The sequence below is a fragment of the Sutcliffiella tianshenii genome (assembly GCF_016908565.1).
In the GTDB taxonomy this organism is placed as follows: domain Bacteria; phylum Bacillota; class Bacilli; order Bacillales; family Bacillaceae_I; genus Sutcliffiella_A; species Sutcliffiella_A tianshenii.
Genome location: NZ_JAFBED010000005.1, coordinates 140,561 through 159,957, shown reverse-complemented (window position 1 = coordinate 159,957; position 19,397 = coordinate 140,561). Strand labels below are relative to the sequence as shown.

The 19,397-nt window shown below is 45.6% G+C and carries 16 protein-coding genes; 14 read left to right on the top strand and 2 right to left on the bottom strand.

What is annotated here, in order from left to right; translation table 11 throughout:
- The first annotated feature begins 196 nt into the window (after positions 1-196).
- The 3 genes from JOC95_RS12695 to JOC95_RS12685 all read left to right on the top strand — a co-directional run bounded on the left by JOC95_RS12695 (position 197) and on the right by JOC95_RS12685 (position 3,134).
- Positions 197-928, top strand: coding sequence for an ABC transporter ATP-binding protein (locus JOC95_RS12695; RefSeq protein WP_338083100.1), 732 nt, complete (start codon positions 197-199; stop codon positions 926-928).
- Positions 921-2,135 carry an ABC transporter permease gene (locus JOC95_RS12690; protein ID WP_204416780.1) on the top strand — a complete coding sequence of 405 codons (1,215 nt, stop codon included), beginning with the start codon at positions 921-923 and terminating at the stop codon, positions 2,133-2,135. The genes JOC95_RS12695 and JOC95_RS12690 overlap by 8 nt, the downstream gene beginning before the upstream one ends.
- 279 nt (positions 2,136-2,414) lie before the next feature.
- The gene (locus JOC95_RS12685; RefSeq protein WP_204416777.1) at positions 2,415-3,134 is read left to right on the top strand and encodes an EcsC family protein; all 720 of its coding nucleotides are present in this window, start codon (positions 2,415-2,417) and stop codon (positions 3,132-3,134) included.
- 38 nt (positions 3,135-3,172) lie between these two features.
- Here JOC95_RS12685 and JOC95_RS12680 read toward each other — a convergent pair whose 3' ends face one another.
- Positions 3,173-4,381: a M20 family metallopeptidase gene (locus tag JOC95_RS12680; RefSeq protein ID WP_204416775.1), complete on the bottom strand. Its 1,209-nt coding sequence runs from the start codon at positions 4,379-4,381 to the stop codon at positions 3,173-3,175.
- 127 nt (positions 4,382-4,508) lie between these two features.
- Between JOC95_RS12680 and JOC95_RS12675 the strand changes: the two genes are divergently transcribed.
- The 4 genes from JOC95_RS12675 (at position 4,509) to JOC95_RS12660 (ending at position 7,849) form a co-directional block, all read left to right on the top strand.
- On the top strand, positions 4,509-5,189 hold the full coding sequence (locus JOC95_RS12675) for a phosphatase PAP2 family protein (RefSeq protein WP_204416773.1): 681 nt from the start codon (positions 4,509-4,511) through the stop codon (positions 5,187-5,189).
- Positions 5,190-5,346: 157 nt separating this feature from the next.
- A complete protein-coding gene (liaF, locus tag JOC95_RS12670) occupies positions 5,347-6,147 on the top strand; it encodes a cell wall-active antibiotics response protein LiaF (RefSeq protein WP_204416771.1) in 801 nt (266 codons plus the stop codon).
- Complete coding sequence (locus JOC95_RS12665; RefSeq protein ID WP_239582882.1) at positions 6,134-7,198, top strand: sensor histidine kinase; 1,065 nt, start codon at positions 6,134-6,136, stop codon at positions 7,196-7,198. Before liaF ends, JOC95_RS12665 begins: the two co-directional genes overlap by 14 nt.
- Positions 7,199-7,849 (top strand): response regulator transcription factor, encoded by a 651-nt coding sequence (locus JOC95_RS12660; RefSeq protein ID WP_204416767.1) that lies wholly within the window; start codon positions 7,199-7,201, stop codon positions 7,847-7,849. It begins immediately after the preceding gene.
- Positions 7,850-7,890: 41 nt separating this feature from the next.
- On the opposite strand, the gene JOC95_RS12655 is transcribed toward JOC95_RS12660, so the two are convergent.
- Entirely contained in the window at positions 7,891-8,409 is a 519-nt protein-coding gene (locus tag JOC95_RS12655) for an antibiotic biosynthesis monooxygenase family protein (RefSeq protein ID WP_204416765.1), read from the bottom strand.
- Between the two features lie 322 nt (positions 8,410-8,731).
- On the opposite strand from JOC95_RS12655, the gene JOC95_RS12650 reads away from it, so the two are divergent.
- The 7 genes from JOC95_RS12650 to JOC95_RS12620 all read left to right on the top strand — a co-directional run bounded on the left by JOC95_RS12650 (position 8,732) and on the right by JOC95_RS12620 (position 19,090).
- Positions 8,732-10,813 carry a transglycosylase domain-containing protein gene (locus JOC95_RS12650; RefSeq protein ID WP_204417293.1) on the top strand — a complete coding sequence of 694 codons (2,082 nt, stop codon included), beginning with the start codon at positions 8,732-8,734 and terminating at the stop codon, positions 10,811-10,813.
- 37 nt (positions 10,814-10,850) lie between these two features.
- On the top strand, positions 10,851-12,497 hold the full coding sequence (locus JOC95_RS12645) for an ATP-binding protein (RefSeq protein ID WP_204416763.1): 1,647 nt from the start codon (positions 10,851-10,853) through the stop codon (positions 12,495-12,497).
- 149 nt (positions 12,498-12,646) lie between these two features.
- The gene (gene hemE / locus JOC95_RS12640; RefSeq protein WP_204416761.1) at positions 12,647-13,687 is read left to right on the top strand and encodes a uroporphyrinogen decarboxylase; all 1,041 of its coding nucleotides are present in this window, start codon (positions 12,647-12,649) and stop codon (positions 13,685-13,687) included.
- 43 nt (positions 13,688-13,730) lie between these two features.
- A complete protein-coding gene (gene hemH / locus JOC95_RS12635) occupies positions 13,731-14,672 on the top strand; it encodes a ferrochelatase (protein ID WP_204416759.1) in 942 nt (313 codons plus the stop codon).
- 24 nt (positions 14,673-14,696) lie between these two features.
- The gene (gene hemY, locus JOC95_RS12630; protein WP_204416757.1) at positions 14,697-16,124 is read left to right on the top strand and encodes a protoporphyrinogen oxidase; all 1,428 of its coding nucleotides are present in this window, start codon (positions 14,697-14,699) and stop codon (positions 16,122-16,124) included.
- A 127-nt stretch (positions 16,125-16,251) separates the two neighbouring features.
- Positions 16,252-16,824 carry a TetR family transcriptional regulator gene (locus JOC95_RS12625; protein ID WP_204417291.1) on the top strand — a complete coding sequence of 191 codons (573 nt, stop codon included), beginning with the start codon at positions 16,252-16,254 and terminating at the stop codon, positions 16,822-16,824.
- 73 nt (positions 16,825-16,897) lie between these two features.
- The gene (locus JOC95_RS12620; protein ID WP_204416755.1) at positions 16,898-19,090 is read left to right on the top strand and encodes a YhgE/Pip domain-containing protein; all 2,193 of its coding nucleotides are present in this window, start codon (positions 16,898-16,900) and stop codon (positions 19,088-19,090) included.
- The last annotated feature ends 307 nt before the right edge of the window (positions 19,091-19,397 follow it).

The window sequence follows — 19,397 nt, the reverse complement described above, 5'->3', positions numbered from 1 at the left end:
TGCCCCCCGTTCCCCTTCCTTACATATGATGCGCACTTTCCGCGAAAATATGTTATGGTAAATTTTATAAATATAAAAATTTGGGGCAAAAAAATTTGGGGCCAGACCCCGGCAGGATTTTCCCTTTTTATGTAGTACATATTAATATTGCTTTAGTGGATTGTGAAAGGATGGGGTGTTGGTGAGTTTAGATTTGTTGGAGATTAGCGGGTTGACTGGCGGTTATACGAATCAGGCCGTGTTGAAGGATATTTCGTTTAATGTGAAGAGAAATGAACTGGTTGGATTGATCGGGCTGAATGGGGCCGGGAAGAGTACGACGATCAAGCATGTGATTGGAACGATGGAACCGAAGAAGGGGTCCATCAAGATAGATGGTATCTCCATCCAGGAAGACACGACCAAATATCGGTCCACTTTTACCTTCATACCGGAGACCCCGATACTGTATGATGAGCTGACGCTTTACGAGCACTTGGAGCTGACTGCGATGGCTTATGGCCTTTCGAAGGAAACATTTGAGGCGCGTCTGCATCCTTTATTGAAGGAGTTCCGCATGGAGAAGCGGCTGAAGTGGTTTCCTGCCCATTTTTCTAAAGGGATGAAGCAGAAGGTCATGATTTTGGCTGCGTTCCTGATTGAACCGAAGCTTTATATCGTGGATGAACCGTTTGTGGGGTTGGATCCGCTTGCAATCCACTCCTTGCTTGAAATCATGGACAAGGCGAAGAAAAGCGGTGCGGGTATCCTTATGTCCACACATATCCTTGCAACGGCGGAGAGATATTGCGATTCCTTTGTTATCCTGCATGAGGGGGAAGTGAGGGCGAAGGGCACACTGGCTGAACTGAGGCAGCAATTCGGTATGCCGCATGCCTCCTTGGATGATCTATATATCCAGCTGACAAAGGAAGAAAACAATGTTTAATGTCGAACAGCTGTGGAAAACCAGGTTCAGTCAATATATAAAGGATACCCGAAAATATTTGCGGTATATGTTCAATGATCATCTGGTCATTGTCATGATTTTTCTGCTTAGCGGACTCGCACTTGCCTACCAGAATTGGCTTGAGGTCGTCCCGAAGGATTTCCCATATGCCCCGCTTATGGGGGCGCTTCTTGCACTTCTATTGACAAGAGGGAGCATCCATACATTTTTAAAAGATCCGGATATAGTCTTTCTGCTTCCGCTTGAAGCAAAGCTTGGGCCATACATAAAGAAATCATTCAGGTTTTCAATCGTCCTTGAGAGTTATTTCCTTCTCCTCGTTTTCGGGATATCTGTTCCCTTGTTTGTCACACTTACAGGAGCGGGCATGCAGACTGTCGTGGGAATCTTGATCTTGTTGATCGGATTGAAAGCCTGGAACCTTTGGATAGCTTGGCTGATAAGCTTTTACACGGATAATAAAGCGCGTCTGGCTGATTGGTGGATCAGGTTTTTCCTGAATTTTGCCTTACTGTATCTCGTTTTTTCCCGCGCAGACTACCTGTTTATGGGGCTTGTGCTCCTGATTATGGCGTTATTGCTCCTTTATTTTCAAAAAGCAACCTCAAAGCTGAATTGGAAATGGGAGTACCTGATCGAAAATGAGACAAAAAGGATGCAGCTATTCTATCGTGTGGCAAACCTGTTTGTGGATGTTCCGGGACTGAAGGAGAAAGTAAAGAGAAGAAGATGGCTGGATGCTGTGCTTTCCTTGGTAAAGTATCAACAGAATCAAAGCTTTCACTATCTTTACTTGCGGACGTTTCTTCGTTCAGGTGACTACTTCGGTTTATTCCTGAGGCTCTTGATAATCGGCGGTGTGTTCCTGTTGTTACTGCCTGTTGGATATGCGACCTATCTTGCGCCGCTGTTCGTCCTTTATCTGACAGCATTCCAGCTCGTACCGATGTGGCGCCATCATTACAACAAGCTATGGCTGTCCATCTATCCTGTCAAGGAAGAGGATAGGCGGCGGGCATTTTTGAAAATGCTGACCGGGATTTTAGTTGTGCAATCTGTGATATTAAGCGTCCTTGTTGCAATTGTGGCATCCTGGATGGAAGTGGCCATCGTATTGGTTGGTGGCGTCCTGTTTGCTTACATTTATGTGAATACGGCAGTGAAGAATAAAATTGCAAAGTTGTAAATGGGGAGCACGTAAGCGTATTGGCGTTTGCGTGCTTTTTATTTTTACGTGTGTGGTGGTTGGCGCTAATGAAGGGCTTTTTAACATGATTTTTATTGTAAAAAGCTCATCATCGAGGTTATGAAGAGCTTTTCTACCCGCTTCCCGGTGTAAAAAGCCCATCATCAGGGTTGTGATGAGCTTTTCTAGCCGCTTCCCAAAGTAAAAAGCTCATCATCAATGAAACATACAACAAAAACCAGCGTATATATTAAGAACATGACTAGAGGAGTGTGTCCCATGTATGAACAAAAAATGCTGGACGAAGTCACAAAATGGAAGCTCCAGCTGCAAAAAAAATCAACGATGTTCCAACGGATTTCCAAGGGTGCGCAGAACAAAGTGAATAGCATGATCCCGGAGAAAGTCCATGCGGTGATGCGTGAGAGTATAAAAAAGATGGTTCAGGCAACATTGGTGGGAAGTAATATTACTACTAAAAATAGGGAGGGCATCAACTATCTTTCCTTGGAAGAGAAAGAAAAACTGGTGCAGGAAAAGTTGGATTTCTACAAAAGGACCGCAGCTGTAGAAGGCGCGGGAACAGGGGCTGGCGGCATCTTGTTGGGACTGGCGGACTTCCCGCTTTTGCTCTCGATCAAAATGAAGTTCCTTTTCGAAGTTGCATCCATATATGGGTACAATGTGAAAGAGTATGAGGAAAGGGTATATATCCTTTATATTTTCCAGTTGGCATTTTCGGGGGAAGACCATCGCAGGCATGTGCTAGGCTACTTGGAGGAGTGGGAAAAGAACAAAGAAGATATCACTGAATTGGATTGGCAGACTTTCCAACAGGAATACAGGGATTATATCGATCTTATCAAGATGCTGCAGATGATTCCCGGTTTTGGGGCGATTGTCGGCGCATATGCGAATTACAATTTCCTAGATCATCTTGGTAAAACAGCGGTCAATTGTTACCGGATGAGATATTTGAAAGATAAGGGAATCATGTAAAAAGCACCGGACTTCGATTGAAGTTCGGTGCTTTTTGACTATGCCTGATGGGGCTGTACGAGGGACTTCTGCGACTGATTTTGATATTGGACAGTTGCTGAGCCAAGGGTTTTGGCTGCAATCAACATGGATTTTTCATTGATATCAAACTTAGGATGATGATGCGGATAGGCAACTTCCACGCCTTCCGGTTTCGCCCCTGTAAAGAAGAATGTACCTTTCACATGGCGAAGGTAATAAGCATAATCCTCCCCGCCCATATGCGGCTCTGTTTCCTCCACAGCTCCGACCTCCGGAATCTGTTTGGCAATCTCTACGAGAAATTCAGTTTCCTCTTTATGATTGACGACAGCTGGATAGCCGCGATCAAATGTATATTCATATGTCGAATCGTTCAGCGCGCAAGTAGCGGCTGTAACGGTGTCGATTTCTTTTTCGATCTGGTCACGGACATCATCGTTGAAGGTCCGGACTGTGCCGATGAGCTGTGCAGAATCGGCAATGACATTGAAGGCATTCTCCGCGACGAAGGTCCCTACGGAAATGACGGCAGGATCGACCGGGTTGACTCTGCGGCTGACAATCTGCTGCAGGTTCATGACTAGCTGTGAGCCGGTCACAATGGCGTCCTTGGTTTTGTGCGGCTGGGCACCATGTCCACCAGAGCCTTGAATCTTGATGGAGAAACGGTCAGCGGCGGCCATGACCGGACCTACACGATATTGGATGGTACCAACGGGAACACCTGCCCATAAATGAGTGCCGAAAATCACGTCCACACCTTCCAGGCAGCCATCCTGGATCATGGCGATTGCGCCGCCTGGAGCATATTCCTCAGCATGCTGATGGATCAGGACCACGTTGCCGGCCAATTGATCACGGAGCTTGTTCAGGCATTTTGCCAATATGAGAAGGGTGGCTGTGTGGCCGTCATGCCCACATGCATGCATCACTCCCGGAACCTTTGATTTGTATTCCACTTCTTTTTCATCCTGTATCGGAAGCGCATCAAAGTCAGCACGCAATGCAACAGTCTTGCCCGGGAGTGCCCCATTTATCTTTGCAACCAAACCGTTTCCGCCGACATTCATCGTAACGGGGATGCCGAGATCCTTGTAAAAGTCGGCTATGTACGTTGCCGTGTGAAACTCTTTGAAGGATACCTCTGGGAATTGATGCAAATAACGTCTTATTTCTACCATTTCATCATAATGTTCTTCTAACAGCTCATTCAATTTTTTCAGCATAATGTTTCCCCTTTCGAAATAAATATTGGTTTTCTAGTATTCTATATGATTTAACAGAAAAAGAATAGTCATATTTTTCAAAATTCATGTATGATAGATAGGTAGAAAGTAAGTTGGAGGAGATAGAATGCAAGCGGAAAAAGTACAAAGGGAACAAGTTACAATCAAATATAGAGTTTGGAGCAGGAGTGCTATCTTTCTGTTATGTGGGCTGTTTTTCTTCTGGTCCTTTCAACAGATAGTCAATGAGAAGATAATAGGTTTTGATGGAGCAATCCGGGAGACTGTCAACGGCTTGGAAGCGGAATGGCTTGTGGGATTCTTTCATCTCTTTACCACACTTGGCGATAAGCCTGGTGTCATCACAATCATGCTTATTGCAGTGGCACTGATCTGGTGGATAAAAAGGGATTATATAGCGATGGGAACGATCATTGGGGGAGTTATCCTGGTCAATGAATTGAACAAATGGCTGAAGGATTATACCGGGAGAGAGCGCCCGATGACCGGACCGGGTGCCGAAAGCCTGAGTTTTCCGAGTGGCCATGCAATGGTAGGGCTCTTTTTCTATGGGCTGCTCCTATACCTGGTTTTGACCTATACAAAATCAAGTGGGAAACGGTTGGTCATCCTCATCTCCGGCATCATATTCATCCTGTTGCTTGGGACGAGTAGGATCTTTCTTAACTATCACTATCCTTCCGACGTGTTTGCAGGCTATGCAGCTGGTTATATCTGTCTGCTTCTCGGTGTCATTGCATATGAAGGGTTGCATTCCTTTTTTCAAAAAAGAGCAGTGAAGCCTTAGGGCACGCTGTTCTTTTTTGATTTCCGCCTCAAGACGGATAAAGATACTAACTGGAGGTCGGTTTTTACCCCCTCGGATTTTAGTAAACTGATAGTAGATTAAAAGGATTTTTCGAGGAGATTGTCTAATTAGGTATAGGGGGGAGAAGAGCATCATCATGAAAACGTTCAATCAAAAAATAATCGCAATTTTATTGGTCCTTACAGGAATCATGTTGCTTCTTGTCAATTTAGGAGTCATTTCCTTGGAAATAAAAGAGTATTTTGTCACGTTTTATCCTGTCATCATCGTGTTGCTGGGATTGAAGTGGCTCATCGAATCCGTTCTATACGGGAAAAAATTACTCTTCATCAGCCTTGTGCTTGTCGTATTTGGTTCTTTGCTCTTGATGGATCGACTTGGTTACCTGGTATTTGAATTTGGAATGGTCTGGAAGCTTTGGCCGCTTCTGTTCATTTATTTCGGACTTCAGTTATTTACCAAAAAGCGCCCTGTGAAAATTACCGTCACCAAGGGTGATTATGATTTTGATCTATTTTCAAAGGATGAAGACATCGATATTTCAAATGAGGAGAAGGAAGACCCAACCCATCAAAAGAAAGTCATTACAATCGGCGAGCTGAAAATGAATAAGCCGAACTGGGCTGTCGAGCCATTGACATTGAAAACGGTGGTCGGGGATTATTACTTTGATTTTTCAAAAGCCTATATTCCAGACAAGGAAACGAAGATTCGAATAAAGGGAGTGGTCGCGGATTTGAAGATGCTGATTCCGGATGACCTGCCGATTCGAATCGAATCATCTGTGAAGATCGGGAAGATCAGGGTATTTGATGAATCATCCCAAGGTAAAAAGTGCAGGGTTTCCTATGAATCACCGAATTATGAGAGTGCGACCAGAAAACTGGATATTGAACTTGATCTGAAAATAGGGGATGTGCGAATTGACCGAATCTAAACAAGATAAAAAGATCAACAGTTTGCGTTTTTGGCTGATTCGCTCATTTGTGACGGTGGCGACGATTTCCTGCTCCTTATTTTTCATTTCGCTGCAATTACTGGTCCTTTTCATTCACGATTTTGAAATCACGGTTTCCATTTCGATCTGGATGACTGTCTTGAGCTTCCTGATTTCAGTAGGTACAAGCATATATATCGGCTATAAGCAGAGCAGTTATCTGAAAAAGAGGGTGGAGGACATATCAACCTTCATAGCGACACTCGGCCGCGGGAAATTTTCCGAAAGGATCATTGTAGCCGAAAAGGATGAGCTGGGAAGATTGACTGAGGATATCAATCAGCTGGCTAATAAATTCCAAAGCCAGGTCCGATCGCTCCAAAAGCTTGCGGAAGAGAAAAATCAGCTTGCAATGAAGGCGCATAATGCAGCGACCATCGAAGAAAGACAAAGGCTTGCCAGGGAATTGCATGATTCCGTCAGTCAGCAGCTATTCGCCTTAAGCATCATGTCCTCTGCTGCAATCAGGATGTTTGAGCAGTACCCGGATGAATCCAAAAAGCAGCTGAAGGATATTGCAGGTATCGCTGCCCAGGCACAAGGGGAGATGAGGGCACTGCTTTTGCATTTGCGCCCGGTTTCCTTGACGAACGATACATTGTGCGTGGGAATACATAAGCTCCTTGAAGAATTGGAGGAAAGGACCCCGATTACATTCCAGCATGATATAAAAGAAATCTCATCCTTGAGCAATGCCACGGAGGATCATTTGTTCCGGATTGTCCAGGAAGCACTCTCCAATATCCTTCGGCATGCGGATGCATCGATTGTAAAAATGGATATGCATCAAAAGGAAGATCAGTATGTATACATATTTATTAGTGATAACGGAAAAGGGTTTGAAGTGAACCACCAGAAGCAATCCTCCTATGGCCTATCGAATATGAAGGAGCGTTGTGAGGAGATTGGCGGGGAATTTACGGTCCGTTCGAAAAAAGGGGAAGGCACGCATATAGAAATCTATATTCCGATAAGAGGGGAGGATAGCTAAATGGATAAGATCAGAGTTGCTGTGGTGGACGATCATGATATGGTCCGTAAGGGCTTGTTGGCTTACCTGGTAACAGAGCCAGGCATAGAAATCGTTGGAGAAGGGGCGAGCGGCAAGGCTGCCATCGAATTGGCAAGAAAGGAAATGCCGGATGTCATGCTGATGGATCTTTTGATGGAGGACGGCACGGGGATTGATGCCACACGTGAAATAGTGAAATTTCATCCAAACTGCAAGATTATCATCATTACAAGCTATTATGATGATGAACAGGTTTTTCCGGCGATAGAAGCAGGTGCATATAGCTATCTATTGAAAACGGCAAGAGCAGAGGATATCATACTCGCAATCGAGAAGGCTGTCAGAAATGAGCCAGTGATCGAACCTAAGGTGGCAAGCAAAATGATGAACAGGTTCCGAACGCCAGCTAGACTTCCGCACGATGAATTGACTGATCGGGAAATAGAGGTCCTGATGTGTCTAGGGGATGGATTGACGAATCAGGAAATCAGTGATGAGCTGTTTATCGGAGTGAAAACCGTCAAAACACATGTCAGCAACATCCTAAGCAAGCTGGATGTGGCAGATAGGACGCAAGCGGCCATTTATGCAAACAGGCATGGTATATTAAGGGGAAAAGAGAAAAAATGATGGGCATGAAAAAGGACCGGATCCACGGTCCTTTTTCTTGTCTATTCGGTTTCGGTAGGCATCTGCACATGGTAGGTGGTGACATAGGAAGGACGTGGGAATACTTGCTGATTTTGGTCGATTCCTTCAGATGTCCCGCGTTTTTCATGCGCTTTATCATAGGCCTTGGACTCCTGCCATTGGGTAAAGTATTTGACGTCTTCCCAGAGCGTAAGGATCACGTAAGTATCAGAACCTACCGGACGCAGAACCCTGATCGCGGCAAAGCCTGCTTCATCCTCAATCAATCTTGCCCGCTGGTTGAAACGGTATTCAAAAACGGGGCGACCTTCATCTGATACAGGGATGTTGTTCAGGACTGCGAATTTTCCCTTTCTAAGCTCGCCTGAAGAATCTATCACTTCATATTTATTGCCTGAATTGAAACTCGACTGTTCTGTTGTTTCATGCATCAGAACTGCGTTATCATTCCCATGCATCAATAATAATTCCCCATCATGTATCCCCTCGCGCAGGTCCTCTAGGAACCCGGCTGTTCCAAATGTCATATAAAAGTTCATTTTTCATCTCTCCTCATGTTTAATTAACGGTTTCTTATAACAAAATAAGGTAAATGCAAGAAAGATTCACCAGAATAAGTTAAAATAGTACCTGGACGTTTTTAGCTTACTCTTTACCTGCAATTATATAAGAAAAAGTATGCCCGGACACCTTCAGAAGGTTTGCCCGAGCAAAATGGTCTTACCTATTATTACCGCTTTTTATAAGGAGGTAAACATCATCGGAAGAGCTGCAAAGAAAAAGAATTGGAAAGAGTTAAAACTTTTCGCAAAGCATATCAAAAAAAAATATATTCTGTTTCCATTGATAGTGGCATGTGCCATGCTGTTCAGTTTGATAGGTTATATCGGGATCATCCTGGCAGGAAACTATGTCATAGATGACACGAAGCTCATTATGGACTCCACTACCACGCTTGTGGATGAAGAAGGAAAGCCGATTACAAAGCTGTTTTTTGAAAATCGTGAAATTGTAACGATTGATGATATACCAAAGCATGTCCAGCAAGCATTTGTTGCGGTCGAGGATAAAAGGTTTTATGAGCATCGCGGCATCGATGTCAGGGCCATTGGGCGGGCGGTCTACCGTGATGTGGTGACAAGGAGCAAGGCGGAAGGGGGAAGCACCTTAACGCAGCAACTGGCGAAGAATATCTTTCTGACTAATGAGAAGTCATGGCTCCGAAAAACGAAGGAAGCGGTCATCGCCATTAATCTGGAGAGGCGTTATACAAAGGATGAGATCCTTGAAATGTATTTGAATCAAATCTATTTCGGGCACGGGGCTTACGGGGTGGAAGCTGCATCCAAGTTTTATTTCAATAAAAGCGCAAAAGATCTCACTTTGGAGCAAGGGGCGATGCTGGCAGCACTGCCAAAGGCCCCTGGCAGCTATTCCCCCATCAATAATCCCGAGGAAGCAAAGAACAGAAGAGATCTGGTGCTGGAGCTTATGCATCAGCATGGATATCTCGAAGCGGAGGAAGCTGTTGCGTTGCAAGGAAGGACATTAGGTATCGACATTGTGGAGCCAACGGAAAAACAGGCATATCTTACTTATATCGATATGGTGGTGGAGGAGGCTGAAACCCGTTATGGCCTCACCAATGAGGAGCTGCATCGTGGTGGGTACTCGATTACTGTACCGATGAACGTTGCAGCACAGGACGCCGCCTATGAGCTGTTCCAAAAGGATGAGTATTTTCCAGGAAAGCCTGAAAATGTGGAAGGCTCCTTTGTCCTGATGAATCAGAAGTCAGGAGGAGTGCTTGCGGTGATGGGTGGTAGGCATTATGTCACGCAGGGCATCAATCGTGTTTCCATCAAAAGGCAGCCAGGATCCACTTTTAAGCCCCTCGCTGTCTATGCACCCGCACTTGAGGAAAAGAAGTTTGAGCCTTACAGCCTTTTAACGGACAAGCTTCTATCCTATGACAACTATGAACCAAGAAACTATCATCATAAGTATCTGGGACAGGTGACGATGTATGATGCGCTTAGGGATTCACTAAATGCACCGGCAGTTTGGGCCTTAAATGAACTGGGGATAAAAAAGAGTAAAGAATATCTTGATAGAATGGACCTCTCCGTCCCGGATAACGGATTGGCCATCGCGCTTGGAGGTCTGAAGGAAGGGGTCACTCCACTGGAATTGACAAAAGCCTACCGCAATTTCGGGAGCGGGGGTAAAATTGTGGAGCCTTACTTCATCAAGGAAATAAAAAGCAGGAACGGGGAAGTCATCGCAAAGGCTAAACTGAAAGAGAAGCATGTCTTCAGCTCTCAGACTGCCTGGACGATGACAAGGATGCTCGAGGGGGTAGTCGAGCAGGGGACTGCCCAGGCAGGATCGATAAAAGGGGACCTGGCGGGGAAAACAGGGACCACCAATTATCCGCATGTCGAAGGTGCCATCAAGGATACCTGGTTTGTCGGGTATACCCCGGATATCGTAGGGACGGTATGGATGGGCTATGATGTGACGACAAAAGATCAGTATCTGACAGGAGGCGGAGCATTCCCTACAAGGCTTTTCAAGGACATAGTCAGGGAATCAGGATTGGATGAAGGGATGTTTGCCGTTCCAACCGGTGTCACAGATCTTGAAGAACCGATCATCCTTCCAGAAGTCGATGAACTGAAAGCATCGCTGACATTCCGTCCATTCGGCCTGTTCACTACGATCCTGCATTGGCCGGCATCGGATGATGAGAGGGTAGTCTACCGAATCTACTCCCTAGAGGACAAGAAGGCTACACTTGTAGATGAGATAACTGGAAAAGGGACCTATGAGATGGAAATGATCAATATCTTCTCTGTGCCTTCCTATTATGTGGTTCCATACAATCCACAGACAAAACAGGAAGGGGAACCTTCACCTGTCATAAAACCAACATTTCGCTAACATAGATAAAGCAATGCACTAGAGGGGAAACAAGGAAATGAAACCATACCAACCTAACTTTTTTACTGGCTTCTACCTGCGATTAGCCGAACAATGGAATCTGGAAAAGAAAGACACAAATGTTCAGCTTGCAATGATCCATAAAAGGAACAAACTTTTACTTATTGTTTTCGTCACGCTGTCCATTCTTGATACAATCACCAATCTATTTGTATTTCCAAGCATCGTACTGCCTGTGATACTCCTGTCTTTGGTTGGCTGCAGCGTGACCCTTTATTTTGTTTTACAACCAAGGCTTGCAAAAATAGGGATGTATGTGATTGTCTGTACATCCTTTTTGCCATTTTGGGTGGTCGCATACCTGGACAAAGATGTTATCAATTACATATTCTTGACGATGCCTCTCATCATGTCCTCGGTATACAACAGGATCATGCCTACCCTCTTGGCTAGTGCCATAACTCTTGTTACTTTGACCTATTTTTATTTCTTTTATTTTCACACAGTATTTTATGAAAATATCAAAGTGGATGTTGTCTATTTTTTGTTGTTTACACTATTTGTAACCGTCTATCTCCTGTTTTCTAGCACTTTGAACGAACGGTTCCGTCTAAGGGCAGAGGAAAAGGAAAAAGAGACATCGCGTGAACTGCTTTCCACCAAGGAATACTTGGAGGCGTACTTCACCAATACAACCGATGCGATCGGGGTGTATGATCTTAATGGTGAGGTGCTTCAAATCAATGCCTCCTTTGAAAATATCTTTCAAATACGTGCAGATGATGTTGTAGGGGAGAGAACTGATTTTCTACCTTTCACCAAAAAGGAAAATCTGTCCACACTATTAAATAGTATGGAAGAAAAAAAGAATGTTACTTTCGAGACCGCAACGTCTCCTGGCATTTTATCGCTTGAAGTGAAAGTCACGGTTACACCGATAAAAAATCCAAGAGGAAAAATCATCGCACTTATCTTCCTGATGGAGGATATTACGGATAAGAAACGGACGGAAGAGGCGCTGATGCAGTCGGAAAAGCTTTCCGTCATCGGGGAATTGGCAGCTGGTGTGGCCCATGAAATCCGCAATCCGGTGACCGTCCTGAAAGGATTCGTTCAGCTCCTGGCTCAGCAGCGGACCATCCCGGACCCGTATTATTTTAATATCATGCAAAAAGAGCTCGATCGCATCAACCAGATCACCAATGAATTTATGGCGCTTGCAAAACCCCAGGCAGTCAAGATCAAAAACCAGAATCTATTGGAGCTGATCTTCCAGGTGACCGATTTCCTTGAGAGCGAAGCCCTGCTGCACAAGGTGGAGCTTTTAGTGGAGCATGAAGAAGCTGCCATATGGATTGATTGTGAGCCTAACCAAATCAAGCAGGTTTTGATCAATACGATAAAAAACGGAATAGAAGCCATGCCTGAAGGTGGAAAGATCCGTATCAAGGTGAAAAAAGAGCAGAATTTCATTTATCTCCTGATAGAGGATGAAGGGACAGGCATTCCCTCTGATCTGATCGAAAGGATAGGACAACCCTTTTTCACGACAAAAGAGCAAGGGACGGGCCTTGGGCTGATGGTCAGCATGAAGATCATTGAGAACCATGGTGGGGCCGTTTCGATACAAAGTCAGGAAAATAAAGGGACGATCGTAAAGATCCTATTGCCGCTTCATAAATAAATGTACGAAAAGAGCCTAAATAAATCGTCTATTTTATGAACAATGGGCGCTAATTCTATACTTTCCTTACAATAATAGGTATAGTGTTAAATGACAGAAGTGAAACGAAATAAAAGAGAATCAATCGATAGACGGAAGGGGTCATCACAGTGAATCAACGCAAGTTCAATGATACATTTTTAAAAGCATGTCGAGGGGAAGAAACGGATCATGTTCCTTTATGGTATATGAGGCAAGCAGGCCGTTCACAGCCTGAATATAGAAAAATCAAAGAGAAGTACTCCCTGTTTGAAATCACACATCAGCCTGAGCTATGTGCATACGTTACTAAGCTACCGGTCGATCAATATAATGTCGACGCTGCGATCCTGTATAAGGATATCATGAGTCCGCTGCCGGCTATCGGCGTGGATGTTGAAATCAAATCAGGAATCGGCCCTGTCATCGATAATCCGATCCGTTCCGTTCAGGACGTAGAGAAGCTTGGGGAAATCAACCCGGAAGAGGACGTTCCTTATGTACTTGATACAATCAAGCTATTGACACAGGAACAATTGGACGTGCCACTGATCGGATTCGCGGGGGCGCCATTTACACTTGCTTCCTATATGATCGAAGGCGGTCCTTCCAAAAACTACAACAAGACAAAAGCATTCATGTATGCGGAACCGAAAGCATGGTTCGCATTAATGGATAAACTGGCTGATATGACGATCACTTATGTGAAATCACAGATCAATGCAGGAGCAAAAGCGATCCAGATTTTTGATAGCTGGGTTGGTGCTTTGAATGTAGAAGATTACCGCTACTTCATCAAGCCTGTCATGAACCGCATCTTCTCTTCTTTAAAAGAGGAAAATGTACCGTTGATCATGTTCGGTGTCGGTGCGAGCCACTTGGCTAACGAATGGCATGACCTTCCGTTGGATGTAGTGGGACTTGACTGGAGACTTCCGATCGCAGAAGCAAGACAGCGCGGCATCACAAAAACTGTCCAAGGAAATCTGGATCCGTCCATTCTTCTTGCTCCATGGGAAGTGATCGAGGAAAAAGCGAAAGCTATCCTGGATCAAGGGATGCAGCAGCCTGGCTACATCTTCAACCTTGGTCACGGCGTATTCCCGGAAGTGAATCCTGACACATTGAAACGTCTGGCACAATTCGTACACGACTATTCTTCTAAGAAATAATGGCTTTATCCTATAAAGAATAATAGAACGAGGTGTAGAACACATGGCAAAAAAGACAATGGGCCTATTGGTCATGGCATACGGCACGCCATATAAAGAAGAAGACCTGGAGCGTTATTACACACATATCCGACGCGGCAGAAAGCCATCCGATGAAATGCTGCAGGATCTGAGGGACCGCTATGATGCAATCGGGGGCATTTCCCCTCTTGCAAGAATCACGGAAGACCAGGCGAATGCACTTGGCGCACACTTAAATTCCATCCAGGATGATATCGAATTCAAAGTGTATCTCGGATTGAAGCATATCGAGCCTTTCGTGGAAGATGCAGTCCAAGCGATGCATAATGATGGAATCAAGGAAGCGGTCAGCATCGTGCTTGCGCCTCACTTCTCCACATTCAGCGTGAAATCCTATAACGGACGCGCACAGGAAGAAGCGGAGAAGATCGGCGGCCCGGCAATCTACTCTGTAGAGAGCTGGTATGACGAGCCGAAATTCATCGACTATTGGGTAAAACGCGTCAAGGAAACGTTCCAAGGCATGGATAGTGCCGAAAGAGAGAAGGCGGTGCTGATCGTTTCTGCGCACAGTCTGCCTGAAAAAATCCTTCAAATGGGAGATCCTTATCGTGATCAGCTTCAGGAAACAGCAGATTTGATCGCCAAGGGTGCAGGTGTCGATAACTATGTGATCGCATGGCAAAGTGAAGGAAACACACCAGATCCATGGTTAGGTCCCGATGTTCAGGATATCACCCGCGACCTTCATGAGGAAAAAGGATATACTTCCTTCGTCTACACGCCGGTAGGATTCGTATCCGATCATCTTGAAGTCCTCTATGACAATGATATCGAGTGCAAGGTCGTCACTGACGAAATCGGTGCCAAGTACTATCGCCCGGAAATGCCTAACACCCAGCCACAGTTTGTGGATGCGATGGCAACGGTCGTATTGGAAGAATTGAAAAAGCACAATCAGTAAAATAGTAAAGAAGGCGATGAAACCATGAACGAGGAGAAAAGAAGGGTTGTCATCATCGGTGGAGGGATTACAGGCCTTTCTGCCGCCTATTATCTTCAAAAAGAAATGTTAGAGAAAAAGTTAGATATAGAGATTACATTGATTGAAGCGAGCAACCGATTAGGCGGGAAAATACAGACGGTGAAAAAAGACGGCTTTACCATTGAGCGCGGTCCGGATTCTTTCTTGGAGAGAAAGGTCAGCGCCGGCCAATTGGCCAAGGATGTAGGCCTTGAAAGCAAATTGACCAATAACGCAACAGGGACAGCCCATATCCTGTTGAAAGGAAAGCTTTACCCGATGCCTGAGGGTGCGGTGATGGGCATTCCGACAAAGCTGACGCCATTTGTCACAACCGGCCTATTTTCTCCAATGGGGAAAATGAGGGCAGCGGCTGACCTTATCATGCCTTCTTCAGGAAATGGGGAAGATCAGTCACTTGGATCCTTTTTCCGCAGAAGACTTGGTGATGAGGTTGTCGAAAACCTGATAGAGCCATTGTTATCAGGCATCTATGCAGGGGATATCGATAAACTCAGCCTGCAGGCAACCTTTCCGCAATTCCAGCAGGTGGAGCAGAAGTACCGCAGTTTGATTTTAGGAATGAAGCAGACAACGCCAAAGCGTCCTGCCAATCAGCCGAAGAACAAAAAAGGCATGTTCCAGACACTGACGGGCGGTTTGCAGTCACTTGTTGATGCGGTGGAGGACAGCTTGAACGATGTGAAGGTCCAGAAGGCTGTAAAAGTGGATGAAATAGTGAAGAAGGACAAGTATCACTACCACGTTTCATTAAGTAACGGAAAAACGCTGAAAGCTGATCATGTGGTCATCACCACACCACATTTTGCAACTGCATGCATGCTGCCGCATGCTGACTATCTGGCGCCACTCACAGAGATGGATGCAACGAGTGTGGCAACAGTGGCAATGGCATTTGACTCTTCTGCCATCAAGCATGATATCGATGGTACCGGCTTTGTTGTCTCCCGTAACAGCGACTACACCATCACGGCATGTACGTGGACCCATAAAAAGTGGCCACATACGACACCAGATGGGAAAATCCTATTGCGCTGCTATGTCGGCAGAGCGGGAGAAGAAGCTATAGTCGAGCAGAGTGATGAGGAAATCAAGCAGGTGGTGCTCGATGACCTGAATAAAATCATGGACATCCATGCAGAGCCTGATTTCACCATTGTGAGCAGATGGAAGCAGGCCATGCCTCAATATGCTGTCGGCCATAAGAAGATGCTGCGTGAAATCAACGGGCGTCTTGCAGCGGATATGCCAGGCGTTTATCTTGCAGGAAGCTCCTTTGAAGGAGTGGGACTGCCGGATTGCATCGATCAAGGAAAAGCGGCCGTAGCGACCATTTTGAAGTACTACCAGAATCAGCCGGTTACGGTGTAAATAGTGAAGGGGGATTGCATTTTTCGGATGTAATCCCCCTTTTTCTATTGCAATTTTTATGAACAGGGAATATAATGATGACGAAGTGACCGGATTTGAATTCTGGTCATATAGATAAAAGGGGACCATTACGATGGATAAAAAACAAATCATCAAGGAAGCGGCAGCAAAATCCTTTTCTATGTTCGGCTATAAAGCCACGACCATGGATCAGGTTGCCAAAATTGCAAATGTAGGAAAAGGGACAATCTACAACTTTTATTCGAACAAGGAAGAACTATTTGGTGAAATAGTCTCCACGATCATTTGTGAGATGAGGGATGTAGCGGACAGGGCAATCGCCCCTGAACTGACCTTTTACGAAAATGCTCACCGGGCACTCGTCCGGATTCTTGAATTCAGGAAAGAGCATAAGCTTACAGTGAAATTGATCCAGGAAGAAAAAGAGCTGGGCACTCCCATTGTAAAAGAGGAGCTGCAAAAGGTCGAAAAGGTCATCGTTGCATATATACAGGATAAGATTGAAACGGCCATCTCAAAAGGCGAAATCATTCCTTGCGACTCGGAGGTAACGGCATTTTTAATGCTGAAATTCTATCTGGCCCTTGTTGTGGATTGGGAAAAAAATCACGAAGCTTTATCAAAAGAAAAAATCGAAGAGCTTTTTGAGCTCTACTTTTTCAAAGGATTGTCAGTCTGATGATCCTTATCTATTTGGGAAAAAATGACCAGATGAGAAAAATGGTCATATAGTTTACGGGAGGTATTCAACAATGAAAAATTTTATCGGAGCGGAATGGAAGGATCATTTTACAAATAAAAAGATATTGATCCCGGTGCTGGCAGTGCTTTTCATTCCATTGATGTACAGCGGGATGTTCCTCTGGGCATTCTGGGATCCCTATGAAAGATTGGATGACCTGCCGGTTGCGGTCGTGAACCTTGACGAAGGAGCTCAATTCGAAGAGGTGGACCTCGCGATAGGGGACGATCTCTCGAAGAATCTGAAGGATAATCCTTCGTTCCAATGGGAGTTTGTGAATAAAGACGAGGCTTATCAAGGCCTGGAAAATCAGAAATATTATATGGTGATTGAGATACCGGAAGACTTTTCGAAGCGGGCAACGACGCTTCTGGATGAAAAGCCCTTTCCGATGGAATTGAAATATGTACCGAATGAAAGCTACAACTTCCTCTCTGCGCAGATCGGGTCAACCGCGGTCGAGAAAATCAAGGAGGAAGTGTCAAACGAATTGACGTCCACCTATGCGGAGGAGATGTTTGCCAATATCGAGAAGCTAGGTGACGGATTTTCACAGGCGGCAGATGGGACACATCAACTGAATGAAGGTGTTGCGGAAATTCAATCAGGCTCGGGTGATTTGAAGGAAGCTCTGAGTCAGGCAGCTGAAAAATCGATCAGCTTCAGCCAAGGGGTGGCAAAGGCCTATGGCGGTGTCCAGGAAATGTATATCGGGAATGAAAAGCTTGCAAGTGGCTTGGGTGAGCTAAAAGAAGGGCATGGAAAACTTGCCGATGGAGCGGAGCGGGCGCTTGCTGGAACAAGAGAGTTGAGTGAAGGTGCCGCAGCAACCCAGGCTGGTCTAGAGAAGGCATACAGCTCCCAGCAACAGCTTGCCGGTGCAAGTTCCCAGCTTCATGAAGGATCGAAAAAGCTCTCAGCAGGCGGAGCCGCGTTGCAGGAGAAGACTTCAGGAGCTGTTGTAAAGGCAGAGCAGTTTGCTTTAAGCATGAAAGAATTTGAAACAGTGCTGCAGCCGGTTTTGGAAGCTGCGTCTCCAGAGGAGCGCGCTGTCATTGAGGCATATCTGAAGGAGCTTGTTGCAGGTTCCGATCAGTTTTCTCAAGGCATGGCTGCATTGGACGGCGGGGTGCGTGAGCTGCAAGGCGGCTTGACAGTCTCCGAGGCGTCATTGGCTAAGCTTGCCGGCGGTGAAGCACAGCTTTCAGAAGGGTTGGCTGCACTTGTTGATGGGTCCGGAAAATTGACGGCAGGGACAAATGAATTGCTTAAAGGCCAGGCGGAGTTGAGTTCAGGCATGGCCAAATTCGGTGAGGGCCTGACTTATGCTGCTGATGGAAGCCGCGAGCTTTCTGCCGGAGGAAAAGAGTTGGTTTCTGGTATGGGGACACTTGATGATGGATCGAAGCAATTCAGTGAAGGTACATCGAAGCTTGCTGAAGGCTCCTCCGCTTTAAATGATGGAATCGGTCAGCTAGGGGAAGGTTCACAGGAACTGGAGTCCAAGCTTGCGGATGCTGCCGATCAGGCAGGTGAAGTCAAAGGAAATGAAGATACTTTCGGGATGTTCGCAAATCCAGTAAAAGTGAAGTCAGAGGTTGCCAATGGTGTTCCTAATTACGGAACAGGATTTGCACCGTACTTTTTATCACTTGGATTGTTTGTCGGAGCCCTGCTGCTGTCCATCGTCTATCCATTACGCGACACTGTCGGGATTCCAAGTTCTGGTACCGGATGGTTCCTTGGTAAACTTAGTGTGGTTTCTGCGGTAGGTGTGATACAGGCGCTTCTAGCGGATGCTGTTCTGCTGTTTGGCCTTGGCATTGAGGTGCAGAGCGTTCCATTGTTTGTGGTGTTCAGTATCCTGACATCCTTGGCATATATTGCACTAGTGCAATTCCTTGTGACACTGCTAGGGGACCCTGGAAGATTTGTTGCGATCATCATCTTGATCCTTCAGCTGACAACAAGCGCCGGGACCTTCCCATTGGAGCTGATCCCTGGTGCGCTGCAGGTATTTAACGCATTCCTGCCGATGACCTATTCGGTGTCAGGTTTTAAAGCGGTGATCTCGAGCGGCGACTTCGGCTTCATGTGGGAGAATGCAGCGGTCCTCGCAGGATTCATGGGCGTGCTGATGGTCGGGACATGGATGTACTTTGTAGTTAGATTCAAGAAAATAGGTAGATTGATAGAAGAATAATGGAGGTGGAGCCCGGCTGGATGCTGGGCTCTTTTTTTGTGAAGGTTGGTTCGGCATGAACTTTTGGCAGTTTGGCACGAACTTGCCACCGTTCCGCACGAACTCGCCCCAGTTCGGCATCAACTCTCCCATGTTCCGCACGAACTCGAGACCAGCGCGCCCGATCCATCATTCCTATACCAGTAAAAGAATTATTTTCCATCTCCCCAGGACCGATTTTCCGCCTGAAATGTAAAAAACATGTTGAAAACACTTACATTTCCTTTTATACTAGTAGTTATGAAAACGATTTCAATCATTCTTCTAA

What these genes read in the sequence shown, in the direction of transcription:
- liaF (WP_204416771.1), top strand. Translation starts at nt 5,347, where the DNA reads ATGAAAACGTTCAATCAAAAAATAATCGCAATTTTATTGGTCCTTACA.
- JOC95_RS12650 (WP_204417293.1), top strand. Translation starts at nt 8,732, where the DNA reads ATGCTGTTCAGTTTGATAGGTTATATCGGGATCATCCTGGCAGGAAAC.
- JOC95_RS12620 (WP_204416755.1), top strand. Translation starts at nt 16,898, where the DNA reads ATGAAAAATTTTATCGGAGCGGAATGGAAGGATCATTTTACAAATAAA.
- JOC95_RS12690 (WP_204416780.1), top strand. Translation starts at nt 921, where the DNA reads ATGTTTAATGTCGAACAGCTGTGGAAAACCAGGTTCAGTCAATATATA.
- hemY (WP_204416757.1), top strand. Translation starts at nt 14,697, where the DNA reads ATGAACGAGGAGAAAAGAAGGGTTGTCATCATCGGTGGAGGGATTACA.
- JOC95_RS12645 (WP_204416763.1), top strand. Translation starts at nt 10,851, where the DNA reads ATGAAACCATACCAACCTAACTTTTTTACTGGCTTCTACCTGCGATTA.
- JOC95_RS12655 (WP_204416765.1), bottom strand. Translation starts at nt 8,409, where the DNA reads ATGAACTTTTATATGACATTTGGAACAGCCGGGTTCCTAGAGGACCTG.
- JOC95_RS12680 (WP_204416775.1), bottom strand. Translation starts at nt 4,381, where the DNA reads ATGCTGAAAAAATTGAATGAGCTGTTAGAAGAACATTATGATGAAATG.
- JOC95_RS12685 (WP_204416777.1), top strand. Translation starts at nt 2,415, where the DNA reads ATGTATGAACAAAAAATGCTGGACGAAGTCACAAAATGGAAGCTCCAG.
- JOC95_RS12675 (WP_204416773.1), top strand. Translation starts at nt 4,509, where the DNA reads ATGCAAGCGGAAAAAGTACAAAGGGAACAAGTTACAATCAAATATAGA.
- hemH (WP_204416759.1), top strand. Translation starts at nt 13,731, where the DNA reads ATGGCAAAAAAGACAATGGGCCTATTGGTCATGGCATACGGCACGCCA.
- JOC95_RS12660 (WP_204416767.1), top strand. Translation starts at nt 7,199, where the DNA reads ATGGATAAGATCAGAGTTGCTGTGGTGGACGATCATGATATGGTCCGT.